The organism is Bacillus sp. AFS073361 (assembly GCF_002567005.1).
Classification (GTDB): domain Bacteria; phylum Bacillota; class Bacilli; order Bacillales; family Cytobacillaceae; genus Neobacillus.
In genome coordinates this window covers 294,943-313,281 of record NZ_NUZU01000039.1, presented here as the reverse complement: position 1 = coordinate 313,281, position 18,339 = coordinate 294,943, and the positions used below count along the sequence as shown (strand labels likewise).

18 protein-coding genes are annotated in these 18,339 nt (G+C 38.8%); 14 read left to right on the top strand and 4 right to left on the bottom strand.

The genetic code is table 11. The features are described 5' to 3' along the window. Window positions 1-137 precede the first annotated feature (137 nt). A complete protein-coding gene (locus COJ96_RS21865) occupies window positions 138-1,040 on the bottom strand; it encodes a DMT family transporter (RefSeq protein ID WP_098575898.1) in 903 nt (300 codons plus the stop codon). Between the two features lie 193 nt (window positions 1,041-1,233). On the opposite strand from COJ96_RS21865, the gene COJ96_RS21860 reads away from it, so the two are divergent. The 7 genes from COJ96_RS21860 (at window position 1,234) to COJ96_RS21830 (ending at window position 9,239) form a co-directional block, all read left to right on the top strand. Next, the gene (locus COJ96_RS21860) at window positions 1,234-2,775 is read left to right on the top strand and encodes a spore germination protein (RefSeq protein WP_257148590.1); all 1,542 of its coding nucleotides are present in this window, start codon (window positions 1,234-1,236) and stop codon (window positions 2,773-2,775) included. A gap of 8 nt (window positions 2,776-2,783) precedes the next feature. Beyond that, window positions 2,784-3,893 (top strand): GerAB/ArcD/ProY family transporter, encoded by a 1,110-nt coding sequence (locus tag COJ96_RS21855; RefSeq protein ID WP_098575896.1) that lies wholly within the window; start codon window positions 2,784-2,786, stop codon window positions 3,891-3,893. Further along, on the top strand, window positions 3,868-5,115 hold the full coding sequence (locus COJ96_RS21850) for a Ger(x)C family spore germination protein (protein WP_098575895.1): 1,248 nt from the start codon (window positions 3,868-3,870) through the stop codon (window positions 5,113-5,115). Before COJ96_RS21855 ends, COJ96_RS21850 begins: the two co-directional genes overlap by 26 nt. Before the next feature lie 423 nt (window positions 5,116-5,538). Next, complete coding sequence (locus COJ96_RS21845; protein ID WP_098575894.1) at window positions 5,539-6,696, top strand: ROK family transcriptional regulator; 1,158 nt, start codon at window positions 5,539-5,541, stop codon at window positions 6,694-6,696. A 31-nt stretch (window positions 6,697-6,727) separates the two neighbouring features. Continuing rightward, on the top strand, window positions 6,728-7,699 hold the full coding sequence (locus COJ96_RS21840; protein ID WP_098575893.1) for a 2-hydroxyacid dehydrogenase: 972 nt from the start codon (window positions 6,728-6,730) through the stop codon (window positions 7,697-7,699). A gap of 305 nt (window positions 7,700-8,004) precedes the next feature. Then, a complete protein-coding gene (locus tag COJ96_RS21835) occupies window positions 8,005-8,712 on the top strand; it encodes a CAP domain-containing protein (protein WP_098576155.1) in 708 nt (235 codons plus the stop codon). 149 nt (window positions 8,713-8,861) lie between these two features. After that, window positions 8,862-9,239, top strand: a complete 378-nt coding sequence (locus tag COJ96_RS21830) for a VOC family protein (RefSeq protein WP_098575892.1) — start codon at window positions 8,862-8,864, stop codon at window positions 9,237-9,239. 481 nt (window positions 9,240-9,720) lie between these two features. On the opposite strand, the gene COJ96_RS21825 is transcribed toward COJ96_RS21830, so the two are convergent. Then, window positions 9,721-10,200, bottom strand: a complete 480-nt coding sequence (locus COJ96_RS21825) for a GyrI-like domain-containing protein (protein ID WP_098575891.1) — start codon at window positions 10,198-10,200, stop codon at window positions 9,721-9,723. A gap of 67 nt (window positions 10,201-10,267) precedes the next feature. Between COJ96_RS21825 and COJ96_RS21820 the strand changes: the two genes are divergently transcribed. Next, window positions 10,268-10,525: a hypothetical protein gene (locus COJ96_RS21820; protein WP_257148589.1), complete on the top strand. Its 258-nt coding sequence runs from the start codon at window positions 10,268-10,270 to the stop codon at window positions 10,523-10,525. Between the two features lie 76 nt (window positions 10,526-10,601). Here the strand turns inward: COJ96_RS21820 and COJ96_RS21815 are convergent, their stop codons facing one another. Next, a complete protein-coding gene (locus COJ96_RS21815) occupies window positions 10,602-11,618 on the bottom strand; it encodes a S66 family peptidase (RefSeq protein ID WP_098575890.1) in 1,017 nt (338 codons plus the stop codon). 205 nt (window positions 11,619-11,823) lie between these two features. Here COJ96_RS21815 and kduI point away from each other — a divergent pair, with 205 nt between their 5' ends. From kduI to COJ96_RS21795, 4 genes are all read left to right on the top strand, one after another. Then, window positions 11,824-12,654 carry a 5-dehydro-4-deoxy-D-glucuronate isomerase gene (gene kduI, locus COJ96_RS21810; RefSeq protein WP_098575889.1) on the top strand — a complete coding sequence of 277 codons (831 nt, stop codon included), beginning with the start codon at window positions 11,824-11,826 and terminating at the stop codon, window positions 12,652-12,654. Between the two features lie 45 nt (window positions 12,655-12,699). Beyond that, the gene (gene kduD, locus COJ96_RS21805; protein ID WP_098575888.1) at window positions 12,700-13,476 is read left to right on the top strand and encodes a 2-dehydro-3-deoxy-D-gluconate 5-dehydrogenase KduD; all 777 of its coding nucleotides are present in this window, start codon (window positions 12,700-12,702) and stop codon (window positions 13,474-13,476) included. A 172-nt stretch (window positions 13,477-13,648) separates the two neighbouring features. Beyond that, window positions 13,649-14,641, top strand: a complete 993-nt coding sequence (gene kdgT, locus COJ96_RS21800) for a 2-keto-3-deoxygluconate transporter (protein WP_098575887.1) — start codon at window positions 13,649-13,651, stop codon at window positions 14,639-14,641. Window positions 14,642-14,698: 57 nt separating this feature from the next. Then, a complete protein-coding gene (locus COJ96_RS21795) occupies window positions 14,699-15,649 on the top strand; it encodes a sugar kinase (RefSeq protein WP_098575886.1) in 951 nt (316 codons plus the stop codon). 129 nt (window positions 15,650-15,778) lie between these two features. Here the strand turns inward: COJ96_RS21795 and COJ96_RS21790 are convergent, their stop codons facing one another. Next, the gene (locus COJ96_RS21790) at window positions 15,779-16,543 is read right to left on the bottom strand and encodes an IclR family transcriptional regulator (RefSeq protein WP_098575885.1); all 765 of its coding nucleotides are present in this window, start codon (window positions 16,541-16,543) and stop codon (window positions 15,779-15,781) included. Between the two features lie 164 nt (window positions 16,544-16,707). Between COJ96_RS21790 and COJ96_RS21785 the strand changes: the two genes are divergently transcribed. Continuing rightward, on the top strand, window positions 16,708-17,355 hold the full coding sequence (locus COJ96_RS21785) for a bifunctional 4-hydroxy-2-oxoglutarate aldolase/2-dehydro-3-deoxy-phosphogluconate aldolase (protein WP_098575884.1): 648 nt from the start codon (window positions 16,708-16,710) through the stop codon (window positions 17,353-17,355). Between the two features lie 86 nt (window positions 17,356-17,441). Continuing rightward, complete coding sequence (locus COJ96_RS21780) at window positions 17,442-18,284, top strand: aldo/keto reductase (protein WP_098575883.1); 843 nt, start codon at window positions 17,442-17,444, stop codon at window positions 18,282-18,284. The last annotated feature ends 55 nt before the right edge of the window (window positions 18,285-18,339 follow it).

Sequence of the window (18,339 nt, the reverse complement as noted above, 5' to 3'; positions counted from 1 at the left end):
CCTCCACTGTAGAACAAACTTTCTAAAGTATAACACAATTAAAGTTGTGAGGCGCAACACGGGCAAGAAAGCTCTTCTAATGAAATGGAGTCTTAAAGTATAGGAGAATAATAGGATAAAAAAGGGTCAGCCTTCCATTACGGTGAAGTAGTGGGAGTCTGACCTTTTTTGGAGATTTTTAATTCCAGTTTTTCGCTCAAGAACGTGGAGCCTAAGACAAGAGCACCGCCTATCATTTGAATTAGTGACATGCCTTCGTTTAAGAAAATCGCGGCAATAATCACGGCTGATATAGGATCGATATAGCTGAGTACCGCAATCGTCTGCCCCTTTAGTTCTTGGAGAGAAGTAAAGTATAAAAAATAAGCAAATCCAGTATGTACAATCCCTAGAATTAAGATGAAAATAATGGAGGTTGTGTCTAAACTACCCAGGTTTAAATTACCCTGCCAGAGTACATATGGAAACAGAACCAGAGCTCCTGCCATTAATTGCACTACTGTTGTTTCAAAACCTGATAAATTTTTGATAAATTTGTTCATTAGGACCACACTGGCATAAAATGCTGCCGCTAAAAGGCCGTAAAAAATCCCTAGCGTTTGATTCTGTGATCCGCTTGTGCCGCCAGCACCAGGATTAACGATTAAAAACAAACCAATCATCGCCGAAGCAATGCATATAATCTTCACACTCGTCAATTTTTCTTTAAGAATCCATGGTGCTAAGATCATCACAAAAATCGGTGCGAAGTAATAGCTTATCGTGGCATTGGATATAGTCGTATAGCGATAGGACTCAAAAAGAAAAATCCAATTTAATCCAATTGCTGCACCTGATAATAGAAGCAGAAGCGCATTTTCTTTAAGTGATTGAAAAGATGGCTTATGTTTGACCAGGAAACTAGCAATAAGCAGAAACAGACATCCGATGACACCCCGTAAGAAGGCAATTTCACTTGAAGACAGGTCAATCTTTCTTACAAAAACCCCGATGCTCCCAAAAATGAGCATCGTCAAAACAAGTCTGATTTTTCCTTTCATAATAGATCCACCCCTGTTCTTAAATCCATATGAATGATTACATAACTGCTTTTTACAGCAGCGACATCATCTTACTATGGTATAACTGGAAACAAATAAAAATCAACCATTAAATATGCCCGAATCCTTACTAATCTGTACATAAATACCCTTAAAAATGGAAAACAATATAAAAATTAGGGGGTGGTTCATTTTGCAGAAAAAAATCTTAAAGCAGTTTTTTAAGAAGCTCAATCCAGAACCACAATTTAGTGAACAGTCCAATACACAGGAAATTGAATTAAAAAAACAAGATATTAGCAGTAGTTACGATCAAAATTTAGTGACATTTAAATCCATTTTCAGTATGCCTATGAATATCGATGTTAAGGTACGTGAGTTTACCATCGGTTCACTTAACCTCCGTGCTTTTATCATTTACATAACTACGATGGTCGACGCACAAAGCATTCAAGAGGGCATCATGGAAAAATTAATTGGTAATATTCAGCCGTCAGGTAAGATTCAAAATATCACTTCCTACCCAAGTGAAAGAACCGCAACAAATGTTGGGGAAATTACGGAATTTATTACAGGTGGAGTCACTGCACTCTTTGTGGATGGCGATACTCAATGCTACTTATTTGAAACGACGAAAATTACAGGCCGTTCCATAGAGAAATCCGAAAATGAAGTGATTGTAAAAGGGGCAAAGGAAGCTTTTAATGAAAAGGTAATGGATAATATTTCCTTACTTCGCAAAAAGATAAGAAATGAAAATCTTATTGTTGAGGCAAAGGTTATTTCGAAACGATCCAGAAACGATGTATTTTTGGTTTATGAAAAAGACCTAGTAAATGATGAATTGCTTCAAACGATAAAAGACAAGTTAGCTTCTCTCGATACGGATAGAATTCTTGATCTAAGTATTTTAGAGCAATATCTAGAAAAACGGCCAAGGTCATTGTTTCCGTCCATATTATATACAGAACGTCCGGACCGGGCCACCTCCTTCATCGAGGAAGGCCATATCGTTTTATTAATGACAAATTCTCCAAGTTGTCTGATACTGCCTGCTACCTTTTGGTCAATGTTTCATTCGCCGGAAGATCATTACCTACGTACACCCTATGGGAATTTCATCAGGTTTTTGCGGTTTCAAGCGTTGTTTGTTGCCATGTTTGCATCGCCCTTATATATTGCAATTACAAATTATCATGTAGGGATGATCCCGCCTGATTTATTAATGGCCATTGCCGGGACAAGGGAACGTGTCCCTTTTCCATCGACCGTTGAAATATTAATGATGGAAATCGCCTTTGAACTCATTCGAGAAGCGGGACTACGTGTACCAACCCCTATTGGTCCAACGATTGGGATTGTCGGTGCATTAATTTTAGGACAGGCTGCTGTTCAAGCGAATATTATTAGTCCGATTGTCATCATTGTTATTGCCTTAAGTGGCTTAAGCTCATTTATTATCAGTGATGTGAGCATGAATTTTGCTATTCGCATATCGCGCTTTTTATTTATTTTGGCGGCAACCTTTATGGGGATTTATGGCGCAGTCGCTCTATTTATACCGGGACTTTTTTATTTAGTTTCATTAACATCATTTGGAATTCCTTACTTTGCACCCATGACGCCGCATTTTATTTCTTCAAAAGACTTAATTATTCGTCATGTTCCCATGAAAGAAAGGTTTCGCCCAGGGTATTTAAATCCAAAGGATACTGTCAAACAAAGAAAGGGATAAAAAAACCTATGAAGCATCAACCTGGAAAAATTGGGATCCGTGAATATCTGTCCATCGCCATTTTAATGGTTGGTGCCAAAGTAACTGAAGACACACCGACTGCTCTGTTTCAAAAGGTCCAAAACGCAGCATGGATGATCCCAATCATAACGGCCGCAATCTCTTTTATCCCGCTCTTTTTATTACTAAAGACCATGTCGTTGTATCAAAACAAAAATCTATTTGCTGTTATTCAAAAATTACTCGGAAAATATCTGGGGTTTTTTGTCTGTTTTCTAATATTTATCATCAATGTATTTTCCATTTCGTTCGATTCAAGAACGTATACAACGATCATAAGGACGTTTTATTTTAATAGGACACCGATTGTCATCATCTATGCCATCTTAATGGGCGTTTGTGTATATGGTGCGAAAAAGGGAATTCAGCATATCGGATCAGTTGCCTATCTGGTTGTTTACTATGCAGTCGTTTTCTTGTTCCTTTCGTTCGTATTAAGTACTCAAGATAGCAGTATTCAATCCCTATTCCCCATTTGGGGTCCTGGAAAACTTGAATTATTGAAGCAAAGCACCCTAAATCTATCCCTTTTTTCTGAGTTTTTTCTGTTTGCCTTGATTATACCGTCTATCACCTCATACAAAGATTTTCGAAAAGGCACGTGGATAGCCTTAGTTTACGTCAGCATCCAATTAAGTGTGGGTATTATCATTTTCATCTGTATGTTTGATGTATCCTTAAGAGGAGTTGGTTATCCATTCCACACAGTGATTCGTTTTATTTCAATTGGGACTTTTTTTCCGAATATCGAAATTGTATTTTTCGTCACTTGGTTAATGGCGGCATTTATTCGTTTTGCCGTATTTTTGTACATAAATGCACTTATGTTCGGTCAACTATTTAAAATTAAAAATTTTGAATTCCTCATTCCAGCACTGGCAGCAATTTATTTTTTGATTGGATCCATTCCGGAATCACCTTATGACCTCAGTCTCCAACTGAAACCGATATTAAGAAGTGTTATTGGTCCTACATTTTTGGTTGTTTCGATCACTTTATGGCTGGCGGCACTGCTAAAGGGAGAATTTAAACATGAAAAAAACAGAGGCAGTATGTAGAATTTTGTTGTTTTTCCTCATTGTTTGTTTATTAACAGGTTGTTGGGATCGTCAAGAAATTGAAGACAAAGCCTATGTGATCGGACTAGGATTAGATCGCTCCAAAATTGAAGGGAAAATCAAAGTCACCATGTTATTAGCCAATGCGGAAGTAGGCAGTATTCAAGGCGGTGGCGGGTCAACCGAAAAGCCGCGGGAAATTGTCACGTTTGATGCCAATGATTTCATTGCGGCGAAGGCTACTGGCAATTCCGTTATCTCCCGGGATATTAGTTATGAACTATTAAAGATTATTGTTGTCTCCGAGGAATATGCACATGACAAAGATTTTATTAAGAAGTTTTACGACATCTTAAAGGATAAAGACATTCGCTTGGATTGTTATTTAGCCATTTCTAAAGAAAAGGCAAGTGAGTATTTTATTAGGAATCGGCCGAAAATGGAAACAAGACCACATAAATATTTTCAATTCATGATCGACCACGGCATTGAAAATGGGTTCATCCCAGATTCCACCCTCTTTCGTTTTTTTAAAACATTGGAAAGAGGGACAGATAACTATTTGGCGATGTACACAACAGCCAATAAGGAAAAGAATCCTGAGGTAAGAAGTGAAGATGAATACATGGCAGGGCAATTGAATGCTACGGGCGAAGTGGGAGCTGCACAGTTTATTGGGTCAGCTGTCTTCAAGAATGGCGTGATGATTGATAAGCTAACCGGTCAAGAAACACGCAATATTAATATTCTAGATGATTCAACAAGTATCCAAGATATATTGGTTGATATACCTGATCCTTTTTCGGAAGACAAGTTGCAGTTTGCAGCAAGAATCATGAAAACAGAAAATAATAAAGTGAAGATGGACTTAAAGGGTCAAAGGCCCAAGATTTTTATAACCATCCCTTTAAAGATAGAAATTATATCAAACCCATCTATGGTTAACTATACGGAGAAAAAAAATCAACAAATCGTAAAAAAACAAATAGCCGCTCATATAGAAACACTGAACGAAAAATTATTAAAAAAAACACAAACAAAATTTAAAGGTGTACCATATCCATTATCCATGTATGCCCGAAAATACTTTGGGACGATTCAGGAATATAAAAAATTCAATTGGGGAAAATCATATCAGAAAGCGGACATTCATGTGAAAGTAGATGTTAAAATTATTGATTATGGTAAAAGAACAAAAAAACCTCCAAGGGTGGGGGCATAGTTGAAAATATTTATTTACATGAGTTTATTTTTAATTATTCTTTATACCATAGGATTCGGTGTTTCCATGTGGAAGGACAAACAAAAAATAGGTGCAATGGCCATATTTTTTCTTTGTCTTTGCTTAATCATCCTGCCGTTCTTCTCGAATCTTTAAGACTAATTTCAATCTCAAATAATAAAACAAACACCGAGGGCTGGATATTCAGCCCTTTTTTAGTGAGAAAGAGTAACAGATAATTTGTTTGTTGTTCGAATAAAGGAACTGATATTTTAGTGTGTCTCAAAAAAACAAATGGCTTTAATCAATCGTTTATTTCGAACTATTTAAGTATAATTCCCCAGAAAGTTGATTTATAATGGAATAATAATACTAAAATAATTGATACTTAATTTACGCATTATACAAATGGGGTGCAAACAATTGATGATCGCTGATCAAATATTAGTAAAAAAAATGAACCAGAAGGTATTACTGAATGAAATTGTTTCTAATTCTCCCATCTCGAGGGCAAGATTATCGGAAATAACAGGATTAAATAAATCGACTGTATCTTCCCAAGTAAATACATTAATAGAAAAGAAACTGATTTTTGAAATTGGACAAGGGCAATCCAGCGGCGGAAGAAAGCCTGTGATGCTTGTTTTTAATAAAAATGCCGGTTATTCCATCGGAATTGATATTGGTGTTGAATCTATCAATGGAATTCTAACAGATTTAAAAGGAAACATCGTCGTAAATCAATTCCATCATCTAAAGGAACCTTCTCTTGATTCCAACAAAGATTTATTATTTTTAATGATTAAGGAACTTAGCAATCAAATCCCAGAATCTCCTTATGGTTTGATTGGTATAGGGGTATGCGTACCTGGTCTAGTCAGTACAGAGCAAAAGGTTATTTTCACACCGAATATCGATTGGAATTATCAACTAGACTTAAAAGCTGATATCGAAAAGGAATTTCAAGTACCTGTTTTTATTGAAAATGAAGCGAATGCCGGTGCCTATGGAGAAAAAGTCTTTGGGGCAGCTAAAAATTACGAGAACTTAATCTATGTGAGCATCGGGACGGGAATCGGAATTGGTATTGTCATTAATCATGATATATATCGAGGGGTTAATGGATTCGCTGGTGAAATGGGACATCTAACCATCGACTATAACGGACTCAAATGCAGTTGCGGCAACAAAGGGTGCTGGGAATTATACGCCTCCGAAAAAGCATTACTGCAGCCTTTTCAACAAAATAATCGCTTCACTTCCAGCCAGGACCTAATTAATCGCGCTAACCAAAATGATCCAGATATATTAATGGGATTACAAAATTTCGGTTTCTACCTTGGAATTGGATTAACAAGTATTATAAATACATTTAACCCGAAAGCAGTTATTATCCGGAATGACATTGTTGAAGCCCTGCCTATGGTTATGAACTCGATTAGAAACTCTATTTCCTCAAGGAGTAATGACATGTTAAGCAACAATCAGGAACTATTTCTCTCTTCCTTAGGAAAAAATGCTCCCGCACTAGGGATGTCTTCGCTTGTTATTGAACATTTCTTAGAAATGTTTACAGCTTAAATCATGTGTATGCTGAAAGGTGGAGGTATTGTTGAAAAAAACGATTTATATTACGAGAAAACTCCCCGGGGAAATTATTGATAAACTCTCAAGTCAATTTCATGTGAAGATGTGGCATGAAGAAAATGTTCCGGTTCCTCGGGAGGTGTTATTAAAAGAAATAGAAGAAGTAGACGGGCTGATCTGTCTATTAACAGAAAAGATTGACGTAGAGGTGCTAAATCAAGCAAAACAGTTACAAGTCATTAGTAACATTGCGGTTGGCTATAATAATATCGATATTCAATCCTCAACGGAGAGGGGAATTGTCGTTACCAACACGCCTGGTGTTTTAACCGAAACGACCGCTGATTTAACGTTTGCCCTATTAATGGCTTCAGCACGAAGAGTCGTCGAGGGATCTGAATACTTACGCAGTGGGGAATGGGGCGCCTGGTCCCTTATGCAAATGACTGGACAGGATATTTATGGTGCTACCCTGGGAATTATTGGATTAGGCAGAATTGGCGAAGCTCTCGTTAAGCGGGCACAAGGTTTTGATATGAACATTCTTTATCATAATCGGACACGGAAACGGGAAACGGAGGAAAAGCTCGGGATTCACTACCGAGAAATGAAGGACTTGTTGCAGCAATCTGATTTTGTGTGCCTGCTGCTGCCATACAGTCCTGAAGTCCACCACTTAATCGGTAAAGAAGAATTGTCGCTTATGAAAAAAGAGGCCATTCTGATCAATACCGCAAGAGGGGGGATCGTTGATGAAGAAGCATTATATCATTCATTGAAAAATGGAGAGATTTGGGGCGCCGGACTGGATGTGTTTGAACAAGAGCCCGTACCAACGGATCATCCATTATTAACGCTGCCGAATGTGGTAACCCTGCCTCACATTGGAAGTGCAAGTGTAAAAACTAGAATGAAGATGGCTCATTTGGCAGCGGACAATATGCTGGGTGTTTTAACAGGTAGTGAAGCACTTACTCCGGTTATTCTTAATAAATAAATGTAAAACACGATACTTTTTTGAAATATTTGTTAAGAAGGATGCTCTTTGCAAGAGGTGTCAATATTAATTCTCACTATAATTATTAGAAGTTATTCCTTAATTTGGAAAAAGTGCAAAAAGAACTGTTTTACCTTGATAGAGAAAGAGACTTAAAGAATAAGGAGTTGGCTTGAGATAAAGTTTCTACTAGAATGGATCATTCATTCTGTTGTAAAATCCTTCCTTAAATATGACAAAAATCATATGTTACGATGAATTTGTGGAAAAACGGCAAATTGTCGAAATAGGAGGAAGAATCAATGATGAAGAAAAAAGCAATTCTTACTGTTGCAGCTGCAGCGGCATTAATGATGTCAAATCCGGTCTTAAATAAGGCCCACGCGGCCACTAATAGCCCTTCGGTACAGGAAAAAGTCTATGTATACCAAGGGACAAATTTGAACGAGCTTACTAGTGTCATGGAGAAATATCTTGCTAGTTTAGGATTTACTATTTCACAAAATACCGAAAAGCAGCCAACTCAAACTCAACCGAATCAAACGGTCGAAACAAAGGAGCCTGCTCAAACTGCTCCACAGTCTGTGCAGCAACAACCGGCAACTGAGACAGCTACTACACAAACTACAAGTACCTTAAGTGCTTATGAGCAAAAAGTAGTTGATTTAACCAATCAAGAACGGGCTAAAAATGGCTTACCGGCCCTTAAAGTGGATGTAACACTTAGCAAAATGGCTCATGAAAAATCACGTGATATGTCTGCAAATGGTTACTTTAGCCATACAAGCCCAACATACGGTTCACCATTTGATATGATGAAGAAGTATGGGATTACCTATCGTTATGCAGGTGAAAATATTGCCAAGGGCCAGCGAACTCCTGAAGAAGTAGTCAAAGCTTGGATGAATAGTGAAGGACACCGTAAGAATATTCTCAGCCCGAACTACAATTATATTGGTGTAGGTTATGTCGCGCAGGGGAACTATTGGACACAGGAGTTTATTGGTAAATAGTGAATATGAGAGCTTGGGGATTATGATCCTCAAGCTTTTTTTGTATTAAACTATAAAAATCATTTAGTGACAGGAATTAGTTGAATGAATCTTGAATTATTAAAGGGGTAAATTAAAAGGTATAGTATTTAAATTTAAGGGGTGGAAAAATGAAAGTATTAGGATTTGGCGGCATCTTTTGGAGATCAAAAAATATAGAAACTTTAAAAAAATGGTATAACGACGTTCTAGGTATCCCTATGGACAATGATTGGAATATGACAATCATTACTCCTGGAGCAGAGAATAAAACAGCCTTTTCATTTTTTACAGAGGATAATGAATATTTTCCTCCAGAGCAATCTGTTATGTTGAATTTTCAAATTGACAATATGGCTGAGTGTCTTGAGCATCTTAACCAATGCGGGGTTCCTCTTTTGAAGGAGCCGGAGCAAAGTGAATTTGGAACATTTATTTGGATTTCTGATCCTGAAGGCAGATGGATTGAACTGTGGGAAAAACCCACTGACGTTCAGGAAAAGAGTTAATAGGCAACGAATGTTTGTTTCATTACAAACAAACGGAACTATTTTGAAAACTAATCAAACGTTTGATTAAAACGTGGGCATCCATTATGTAGGGGTAAACTAACTAATCAAACGTTTGATGGAATAAACTTCTTCTTTGCCAATAAAAAAGAACACACCTCCTTCTATGAAGAGGTGCACTCCCGTTGAGTTTTCGTATTTATAAATAAGGAAGTAATAGACTACATATTTAAGGGAGCAACTGTTAAGCTGGAGCTCTTCCTAAGGTATCGGCTCCGCCTACGCCTAATACCATGATAGCCACGCGTGCTATCCCCTCTAATAAGTACTATATCTCATTATTATTAATAAAATATGAACTAAATATTAATCATTAGTTAATTTTTGGTTAAAAACTAATCAAACGTCTGATCAAATCGCCGGAATCCTTGGTATACCTGGCTTGGAGAGCTAACCAAACGTTTAATCAGAAACATATTCTTTATTTTATAGGAATCCAGATTTCAGAGTAGTAATCAGGGCTCCAAGGATCTCCGGAGGAATAGACTTCTAAATCAGGTGTGCCAGCATGCTTGGAATGACTGGAAGGGAACCATTCGCTATATATTTGTTGCCACACTTTTTGTATAGCATCGGGCATTGCGCCGTGAACTTCAAATACGGCCCATTTAGAAGCAGGTATCTCAAGATTCAATAAACCTTCAGGCGTTTCACCAGTATGTTCCGTAGCAATCCAGTAATCCATTAATTGCACCTGAGTGCCTCGTTTTTCAGCACATACACCAAGGACGCCATTAATTTCCCCATTATTCACCTTGATTAATAAATCGTTCGTTCCATCAGTATGAACATCAGCCCACATTTTGGGGATCTCCGTTAAGTTCTCACCATTCTCACATGATAATTCGCGCTTGACTCCAACAACTTTAAAACGATCTCTTTCAATAATCTTATATTTCATAGGTTCCGTTCCTTTCAATGTACCCTGTATGGCCAGGCGATTATATGATTTCAGTTTAGGATGTGTTTTGCGTGCCCGCTGTAATGATTCAACCCATCCCATTTTGCTGAAAAATGAGATCTATATCTTAATTATGCTGGCTGTTGCCTATTTGGCATTTTTCCTATTTCCGAAAAGATTACCTACATCGATTACCATTTTATTTTTAGTGTGGGGATTCGCAAGCTCTACCTTGTTTGATTTCACGATCGGCGGAGGGTTGCTTGATTTTTATAAAGTCAATGATTCCAACAAATATGAACTATTCGATTTGATTAGAAAGTAGGTATTTCAGTTACTCGGACAGGAGAAGCGAAAAATCGGAAAAGGCTGTCCGAATGTCATGCTGACAACTGTTGTAATTACGGCCGGAAAAATTGTAAAACGGCACCTTTACCTGCGGCAACTTCCACTTCAGCATAAGCCCCATTAATGAAGGTGATTTGTGGTGGGAGATGCCCGCAGTCAATATCATAAATAATTGGTATTTTAAGCTCATTAGCAAGGTCTTGATAAACATCTTCCACCGTATAGCTTTCAACGGGCTTATTGGCTTCACTCCGTCCAAACATTAGGCCTGAACAGTTTTCAAACCAACCAGCTAATTTCATTTGGACTAAGGATCTCCGCAAATCAGCAGTATTCATTTCACAATTCTCTAAATACCAAATAACAGGCTCTCCGCTTATATGTTTTTTTCTAAAAGCTTCTACATCACCGAATGGTGTCCCGATAAGATGCCTAATAATGTCAACACACCCGCCGAGCAAGCGCCCTTCGATCTTAACAGGTTGGTTCCCGACAACTTTCCAAACCGTCTGTTCGGTTAAATGAAAGACACAGGGTGAGGGATTAGCATGCTGCCATTCTTTCTGATAATGGTCAGAGGAAATCTGAGTAATTGATTCACCTATGTTCGTTGATAAAACAGACTCCCATATGGCGGTCGTTTCATCCATCAATTCTCCTCTTAAATCTACGAGATTTGTCCCATGAGCGGTAGCGATACCTGTTTTCAAGGTAATCGCAAGCAAAAGCACACTTACATCGGAATAGCCCAGTACCCACTTGTTTTTAATATTTTCAAAGTCTATATGTTCGAGAATCTCGATTAATAATTCTCCGCCCCAGGGTGGAATGATAATGTCAATATCACTGTTTTGCATCATTAAGTTAAATTCAGCTGCACGGATCAATGCTGGAGCTGATTTAGCTTTGTCTTGAGTCCAAGTTGTTTCTCCACAAACCACCTTGAATCCTCTTTGCTCCATCCGGCTGCATGCTTGTTTAATGACTTCATGTAGTGGTGCGGGCACACCTGAAGACGGTGCAGTTACTCCAATGGCAGCTCCCTTTTTTAAATGCGGGTAGTTAATCATAATAAAAATCCTCCAAAAATACTTTTACATGATTTTACCAAAAGTTCTGGTAATAATCATTAAAATATAAAATTCACAATTTTGACAAATTACTACTAGCCATTTGCAAATGAAAACGCTATAATTAAATTATGAAACATCGTACCACGATGTGGAACAAAAAATACTCAAGAGAAAACCTATTAAATATAAGGAAGTGGATATTGTGGAAACAAGGTACTCAACACACCCAGACCATGCAAAAACATTTACGACCGAGGAACTTCGCAAACACTATCTAATTGAAGAATTATTTGTGCCAGGCGAAATCAAACTTGTATATACGATGGAAGACCGCGCCATCGTTGGGGGCATCACACCGATGGGAGAGACGATTTCTTTAGAGGGGTATGACCAAATCAAAGCTGATTACTTCTTGGAGCGCAGAGAAGTGGGTATTTTCAATGTCGGTGGAAGCGGGAGGATCACTGTGGATGGCGAGACATATCAAATGGACAACAAAGATTGCTTATATGTTGGATTAGGAAAGAAAGAGTTACTGTTCACGAGTGAATCCACTGTAAGCCCAGCGAAGTATTATTTATTCTCTGCACCAGCTCATAAAGAGTATCCCGTCAAACACGCAGCCTTTAAAGATATTGAAGGCGACCGATTAGGGTCACTAGAAAATGCAAACGATCGAGTGATTCGCCGCATGATACATAATGAGGGAATCCAAAGCTGCCAGGTTGTGATGGGCTTGACGCAATTAAATACGGGAAGCGTATGGAATTCGATGCCAACACATACACATGACCGCAGAATGGAAGTCTACCTATATATTGATTTGGACGAAAATGCAAGAATGTTCCATATGATGGGGGAACCAACCGAAACACGTCATCTGGTAATGAAGAACGAACAAGCGGTTATTTCACCGCCATGGTCGATTCATTGCGGCAGTGCAACTAGTAATTATACTTTTATCTGGGCAATGGCCGGAGAAAATAAAACCTATAACGATATGGATCAAGTCACCATGGATCAACTTAGATAACTTGTAACTGCCAATGAGAAGACAAAAAAGAAGAGGTGCTAACTAATGAGTTTGAGAGATTTTTCACTAGACTTTTTTTCATTAACAGGTAAGGTTGCAATTGTGACGGGGGGAAATACCGGACTTGGTCAAGGCTATGCGATTGCATTAGCGAAAGCGGGAGCAGATTTATTTGTTGTTTCCCACAATACAGACTGGGATGAAACTAGAGCTATAATCGAAGAGACTGGACGCACAGTTCATTTTCATCAAGCAGACTTAACGGTAAGAGAAAATATTAAAAATATCGTAGATGAGTGTCTGAACGTCTATGGGAAAATAGATATTCTCGTAAATAATGCAGGTACCATCCGTCGTACGCCATTACTAGATTACAAACAAGAGGATTGGGATGCGGTTATGGATATTAACCTGAACGCAGTCTATTTTCTAAGTCAAGAGGTTGCTAGAGTGATGGCTAAGCAAGAAAGCGGAAAAATTATCAACATTGGTTCGATGCTGTCTTTCCAAGGTGGTAAATTTATTCCTCCATACACAGCAAGTAAGCACGGGGTTGCGGGTCTTACAAAGGCATTCGCCAACGAATTAGGACATTACAATATCCAAATCAATGCGATTGCCCCAGGATATATCGCTACGGCCAATACAGCGCCAATTCGTGCAGATGAGAACCGGAATGCAGAAATTCTCTCCCGTATTCCAGCTGGAAGATGGGCTGACCCGTCAGATCTTATGGGTGTAGTTGTCTTCTTATCTAGTAAAGCCTCCGATTATATGAATGGACATATTCTAGCAGTTGACGGTGGTTGGTTAGCCCGTTAAGCCGGGAAAAGGAATTAGTGATTTAAAGACAGAGGCGGTTCAAAGTCAATATCGTTTAAATCCAGCCGCCTTTGATTGTCATGATTTGTTTCAGGAACATAACACAGCATGTCTCGACACTTTTTTACTAAAAAAATTACCCATTATAAACCGAAAGGTATGGTATGCCATTATGAAAATTATGAAGACGATTGAAAAAATTCCTGGTGGTCTTATGCTGGTTCCGTTATTTTTAGGTGCAATTATTCATACGCTTGCACCAAAGTCAGGTGAGTATTTTGGTTCATTTACGAATGGGTTAATGACCGGTACTGTACCAATTCTAGCTGTTTGGTTTTTCTGCATGGGTGCAGGAATCAATATTAAGGCAACAGGTACGGTTTTACGGAAATCAGGAACACTTGTGTTAACAAAGATAGCGGTTGCATGGATCGTTGCCATCGTTGCTGCTATGTTTATCCCAGATGGCGGGATTCAAACTGGCTTTTTTGCAGGATTCTCTGTTCTCGCTTTAATCGCGTGCATGGATATGACAAACGGAGGCTTATATGCTTCCATTATGCAGCAGTACGGCAGTAAAGAGGAAGCCGGAGCGTTTGTCCTAATGTCACTTGAATCAGGTCCACTAGTGACCATGTTAATTCTTGGTTCAACTGGGTTGGCCGCATTCCAACCTCAAGCATTTGTAGGAGCTGTCTTACCTTTCTTAGTAGGGTTTATTCTTGGTAACTTGGATAAAGATTTCCGTGAATTTTTCAGTAAAGCGACACATACGATGATTCCATTCTTTGGTTTTGCTCTAGGTAACTCGATTGATTTGACGGTAATTGCGAAGACAGGTCTGGCAGGAATTTTATTGGGTCTTCTTGTAATCGTTATCACAGGCATTCCATTAATGCTTGCTGATAAGTTTATCGGTGGCGGAAACGGTACAGCTGGTCTTGCTGCTTCTAGTACAGCGGGGGCTGCAGTTGCCAATCCGATGATTATTGCTACAATGAAACCTGAATTTCTTCCGGTTGCACAATCGGCAACGGCATTGTGTGCAGCGTCTGTTATCGTAACGTCGATATTAGTTCCAATTTTAACGGCCTATTGGTCGCAATACATGAAAAAGAAAAAAAATGAACCAGTTATGCCGGGCGGAAATAAAGCAACGGCTTGATAAGTAAATCAAGGGAGACATAATGTATGTCTCTCTTTCAATTAAGGGGAGGATCGTATGAGTAGAATTATGACTGTTGGAGAACCGATGGCACTATTTGTAGCAGACCAAGAGGGTTCCCTAGAAACTGTTGATCGATTTGATCGTTTTGTGGCAGGTGCAGAGGTTAACTTTTCGATTGGGATGTCACGCTTGGGGCATGAAGTCACCTATATTACCCAATTAGGGCTGGACCCGTTTGGCAAAAATATTGAAACATTTCTGAAGCAGAATGCGATTGATACCACATATGTGACGTATCATGCAGACTATTTAACTGGAATGCAGTGGAAGGAAAAGGTAGTGAGCGGTGATCCAGAAGTGTTTTCAGCCCGAAAGAATTCAGCAGCTTCGCATATGAACTTGGAAACAATCGCTCATTTGAATTGGGACGGATTTGACCATATTCATTTAACGGGTATTCCCCCCGCATTATCAGCAGGGTGTAGAGAGATGGTTTATGAGCTCTTGAAGGTAGCTCGTGAGCGCGGTGTGCAAATTTCGTATGATCCTAACTTGCGTCCGGGACTTTGGGCAGACAAACAAGAAATGGTTCGGGTCATTAACGACTTGGCCTGCCGTTCAGACATTGTTCTTCCAGGCATTGAGGAAGGGAAAATGTTAACGGGAAAAGAAGACGTTCATGAGATAGCAGCTTATTATCACGCCGGCGGTGTAAAAACTGTCGTGATTAAGCTCGGGGCCGCAGGGGCGTTCACCAGTTCACAAGGTGAGCAATTCTACACCGAGGGTTTTCCGGTAAAGAAAGTCGTTGATACGGTAGGTGCTGGTGACGGATTTGCCGTTGGAGTGGTCAGCGGGATATTAGAATGTTTGCCTTTGAAGGAAGCGGTAAAACGCGGAGCAGCTATCGGTGCGCTTGCGGTAATGTCCCCTGGGGATAACGATGGATTACCGAATCGAGATAACTTGGAAGCCTTTATTGAAGAATCCTTGGAGAAGCTTTAATAGAAGAGAATATTAAAGGTAAGGCTGTGTTAGAGGTTAATGTTGATTTTGACACTNNACAAGTTTAACACAGCCAAAGGTAAAGAAAATCCGATTTATCTGGTTTTCTTCACCTTTAAATTATCTTGTTTAAGAACCTGTATACCCAAGGTTTCTTGAAATAGCGATACTATACTGTTTCATTTTGTCAATTAATGTATGGTTGATCAAATCCATGGTAACTCGGTTATTAGGTCCTGAAATACTAAAGCTGGCAATTATCTTGCCTTTATGGTCGTAAATAGGCGAGGCAATACATCTTAATACTTCTTCATTCTCGGCATTATCTAATGCATAACCTTTGGCCTTCACCGTTTCGATTTCTTTAATCAATTCTTCTTTTGATGTGATTGTTGTTGGTGTCTTAGGAATGAAGGTAATGTTTGAAACGAGTTCTTCAAATTTGTCCTGATTCATATCAGAAAGTAATATTTTTCCGACAGCGGTACAGTACATAGGAGCTCTGCTGCCAATGCGCGAATACATTCGAATGGTTTGATTGCTTTCAATTTTATCAATATAAATCACTTCGCCGCGGTCTTCAATGCATAAATGAACGGTTTCATTCACTTCTTGTGATAATTTTTCTAAAAATGGTTTAGCAATCGTGACAATATTTGAGTTGTTTAAAAGGTTTCTAGAAAGAAAGAGGATTTGTAAGCCAAGTTTATATTTGTCGGTCTCTTCATCTTTAACAACATAATTCATATTCGATAATGTAGATAACAATCGATGAAGAGTACCTTTTGTCAGTCCAACCTGCTCCGCTAGCCGTGTAATCTGGATGCCGTCGGGATATTCAGAAAGCTTGTTTAATATGGTAAGTGCTCTTTCAAGGGATTGAACATTAGACATGATTTCTACCTCTTTTAAATGTTTTTCAGTTCATATTTTTGGAACGCTGTTCTATTATATGATACGATAAGAGTATGATTTTGTAAATTTAAATAAGAATAATGAAAACTATTTGAAAATACTTTTTTGAAAAGAAAATAAATAGAAAGAAAGTGAATGTGATGATGAAAAAAATCCATATCTTAACGAAAATTGCGGAATGTGGTGTGGTTGCGGTTGTAAGGGCAGACTCAAAAGAAGAGGCTGTTAACATTTCAGAAGCCTGTGTAGAAGGCGGTATTCAAGGGATTGAGGTTACCTTCACCGTCCAAGGCGCAGATGAAGTGATTAAAGAATTAGCAGCCCTTTATCAAGATAATAATGATGTAGTGATTGGCGCAGGAACCGTACTTGACGCAGCGACAGCTCGGATTGCCATTTTAGCGGGGGCACAGTTTGTAGTGAGTCCAGCCTTTGACCAGGAAACGGCAACATTATGTAATCTTTATCAAGTTCCATATATGCCTGGCTGTATGACCCTCACCGAAATGAAACGTGCATTAGAAGCGGGAGTTGATATTGTGAAACTATTCCCTGGCAGTGCCTTTGGTCCAGATTTTGTTAAAGCAGTAAAAGCGCCGCTTCCACAAATAAATATTATGCCAACTGGTGGAGTCAGCTTAGACAATGTTGAACAGTGGATTAAGAATGGGTGCGTAGCCGTTGGAGTAGGCGGTAATCTATTGGCACCAGCAAAAACAGGGGATTTTAACAAAATTACTGAGTATGCAAAACAGTATATTGAAAAAGTTCAAGCCGCTAGAGGAAGATAAACTGTAACCCATAAAGCTGTTACCTAGTATCGAAACAAAGACCCTTCGTCTTTTTTTCGATTTTTAATAAAAAGGAGGAATAGTTGATGCCAACAAATTTAAAAGACACTACTACATTACATAATGGTGTAAAAATGCCATGGGTGGGGTTAGGTGTATTCAAAGTGAATGAAGGAGAAGAGGTCGTTCAATCCGTTAAAGCAGCCATTAAGAATGGCTATATTAGTATTGATACTGCCGCTATCTATAAAAATGAAGAAGGCGTAGGTCAGGCCATTAAAGAATCAGGCGTGCCGCGTGAAGAATTATTTATCACCTCTAAGGTATGGAATTCTGATCAAGGCTATGAATCAACGTTAGCAGCCTTTGAAACTAGTCTTAACAAGCTCGGAACTGAATTTTTGGATCTGTATTTAATCCACTGGCCTGGAAAAAATAAGTATAAAGATACATGGAAGGCATTGGAAAAACTCTATAAAGATGGCCGTGTCCGCGCCATTGGTGTAAGTAACTTCCTTGTTCATCATCTAGAAGATTTAATCAGTACCGCAGAGATTAAACCAATGGTAAACCAGGTAGAATTCCATCCACATTTAACCCAAAAAGAATTGCTTGCTTACTGTAAAAAGGAAGGCATTCAAATGGAAGCATGGTCCCCGTTAAAACAAGGGCAGCTTCTAAATGAACCAGTTCTGGAAGACCTTGCCCATAAATATAATAAATCTGTTGCTCAAGTGATCTTGCGCTGGGATCTGCAGCATGGTGTAGTGACTATACCAAAATCGATCAAAGAACATCGCATTATTGAAAATGCCGATCTTTTTGATTTTGAATTATCCGCTGAGGATATGGAAAAAATCGATGGATTAAATCAAGATAGCCGCGCAGGTTCTCATCCGGATACAATGAGAGTTGGTTTTGAAGAATAGATTTTCATAATTAAGCGTCTGCCCTCCGTTCTATAGGGACAGGCGTTTTTTCTAT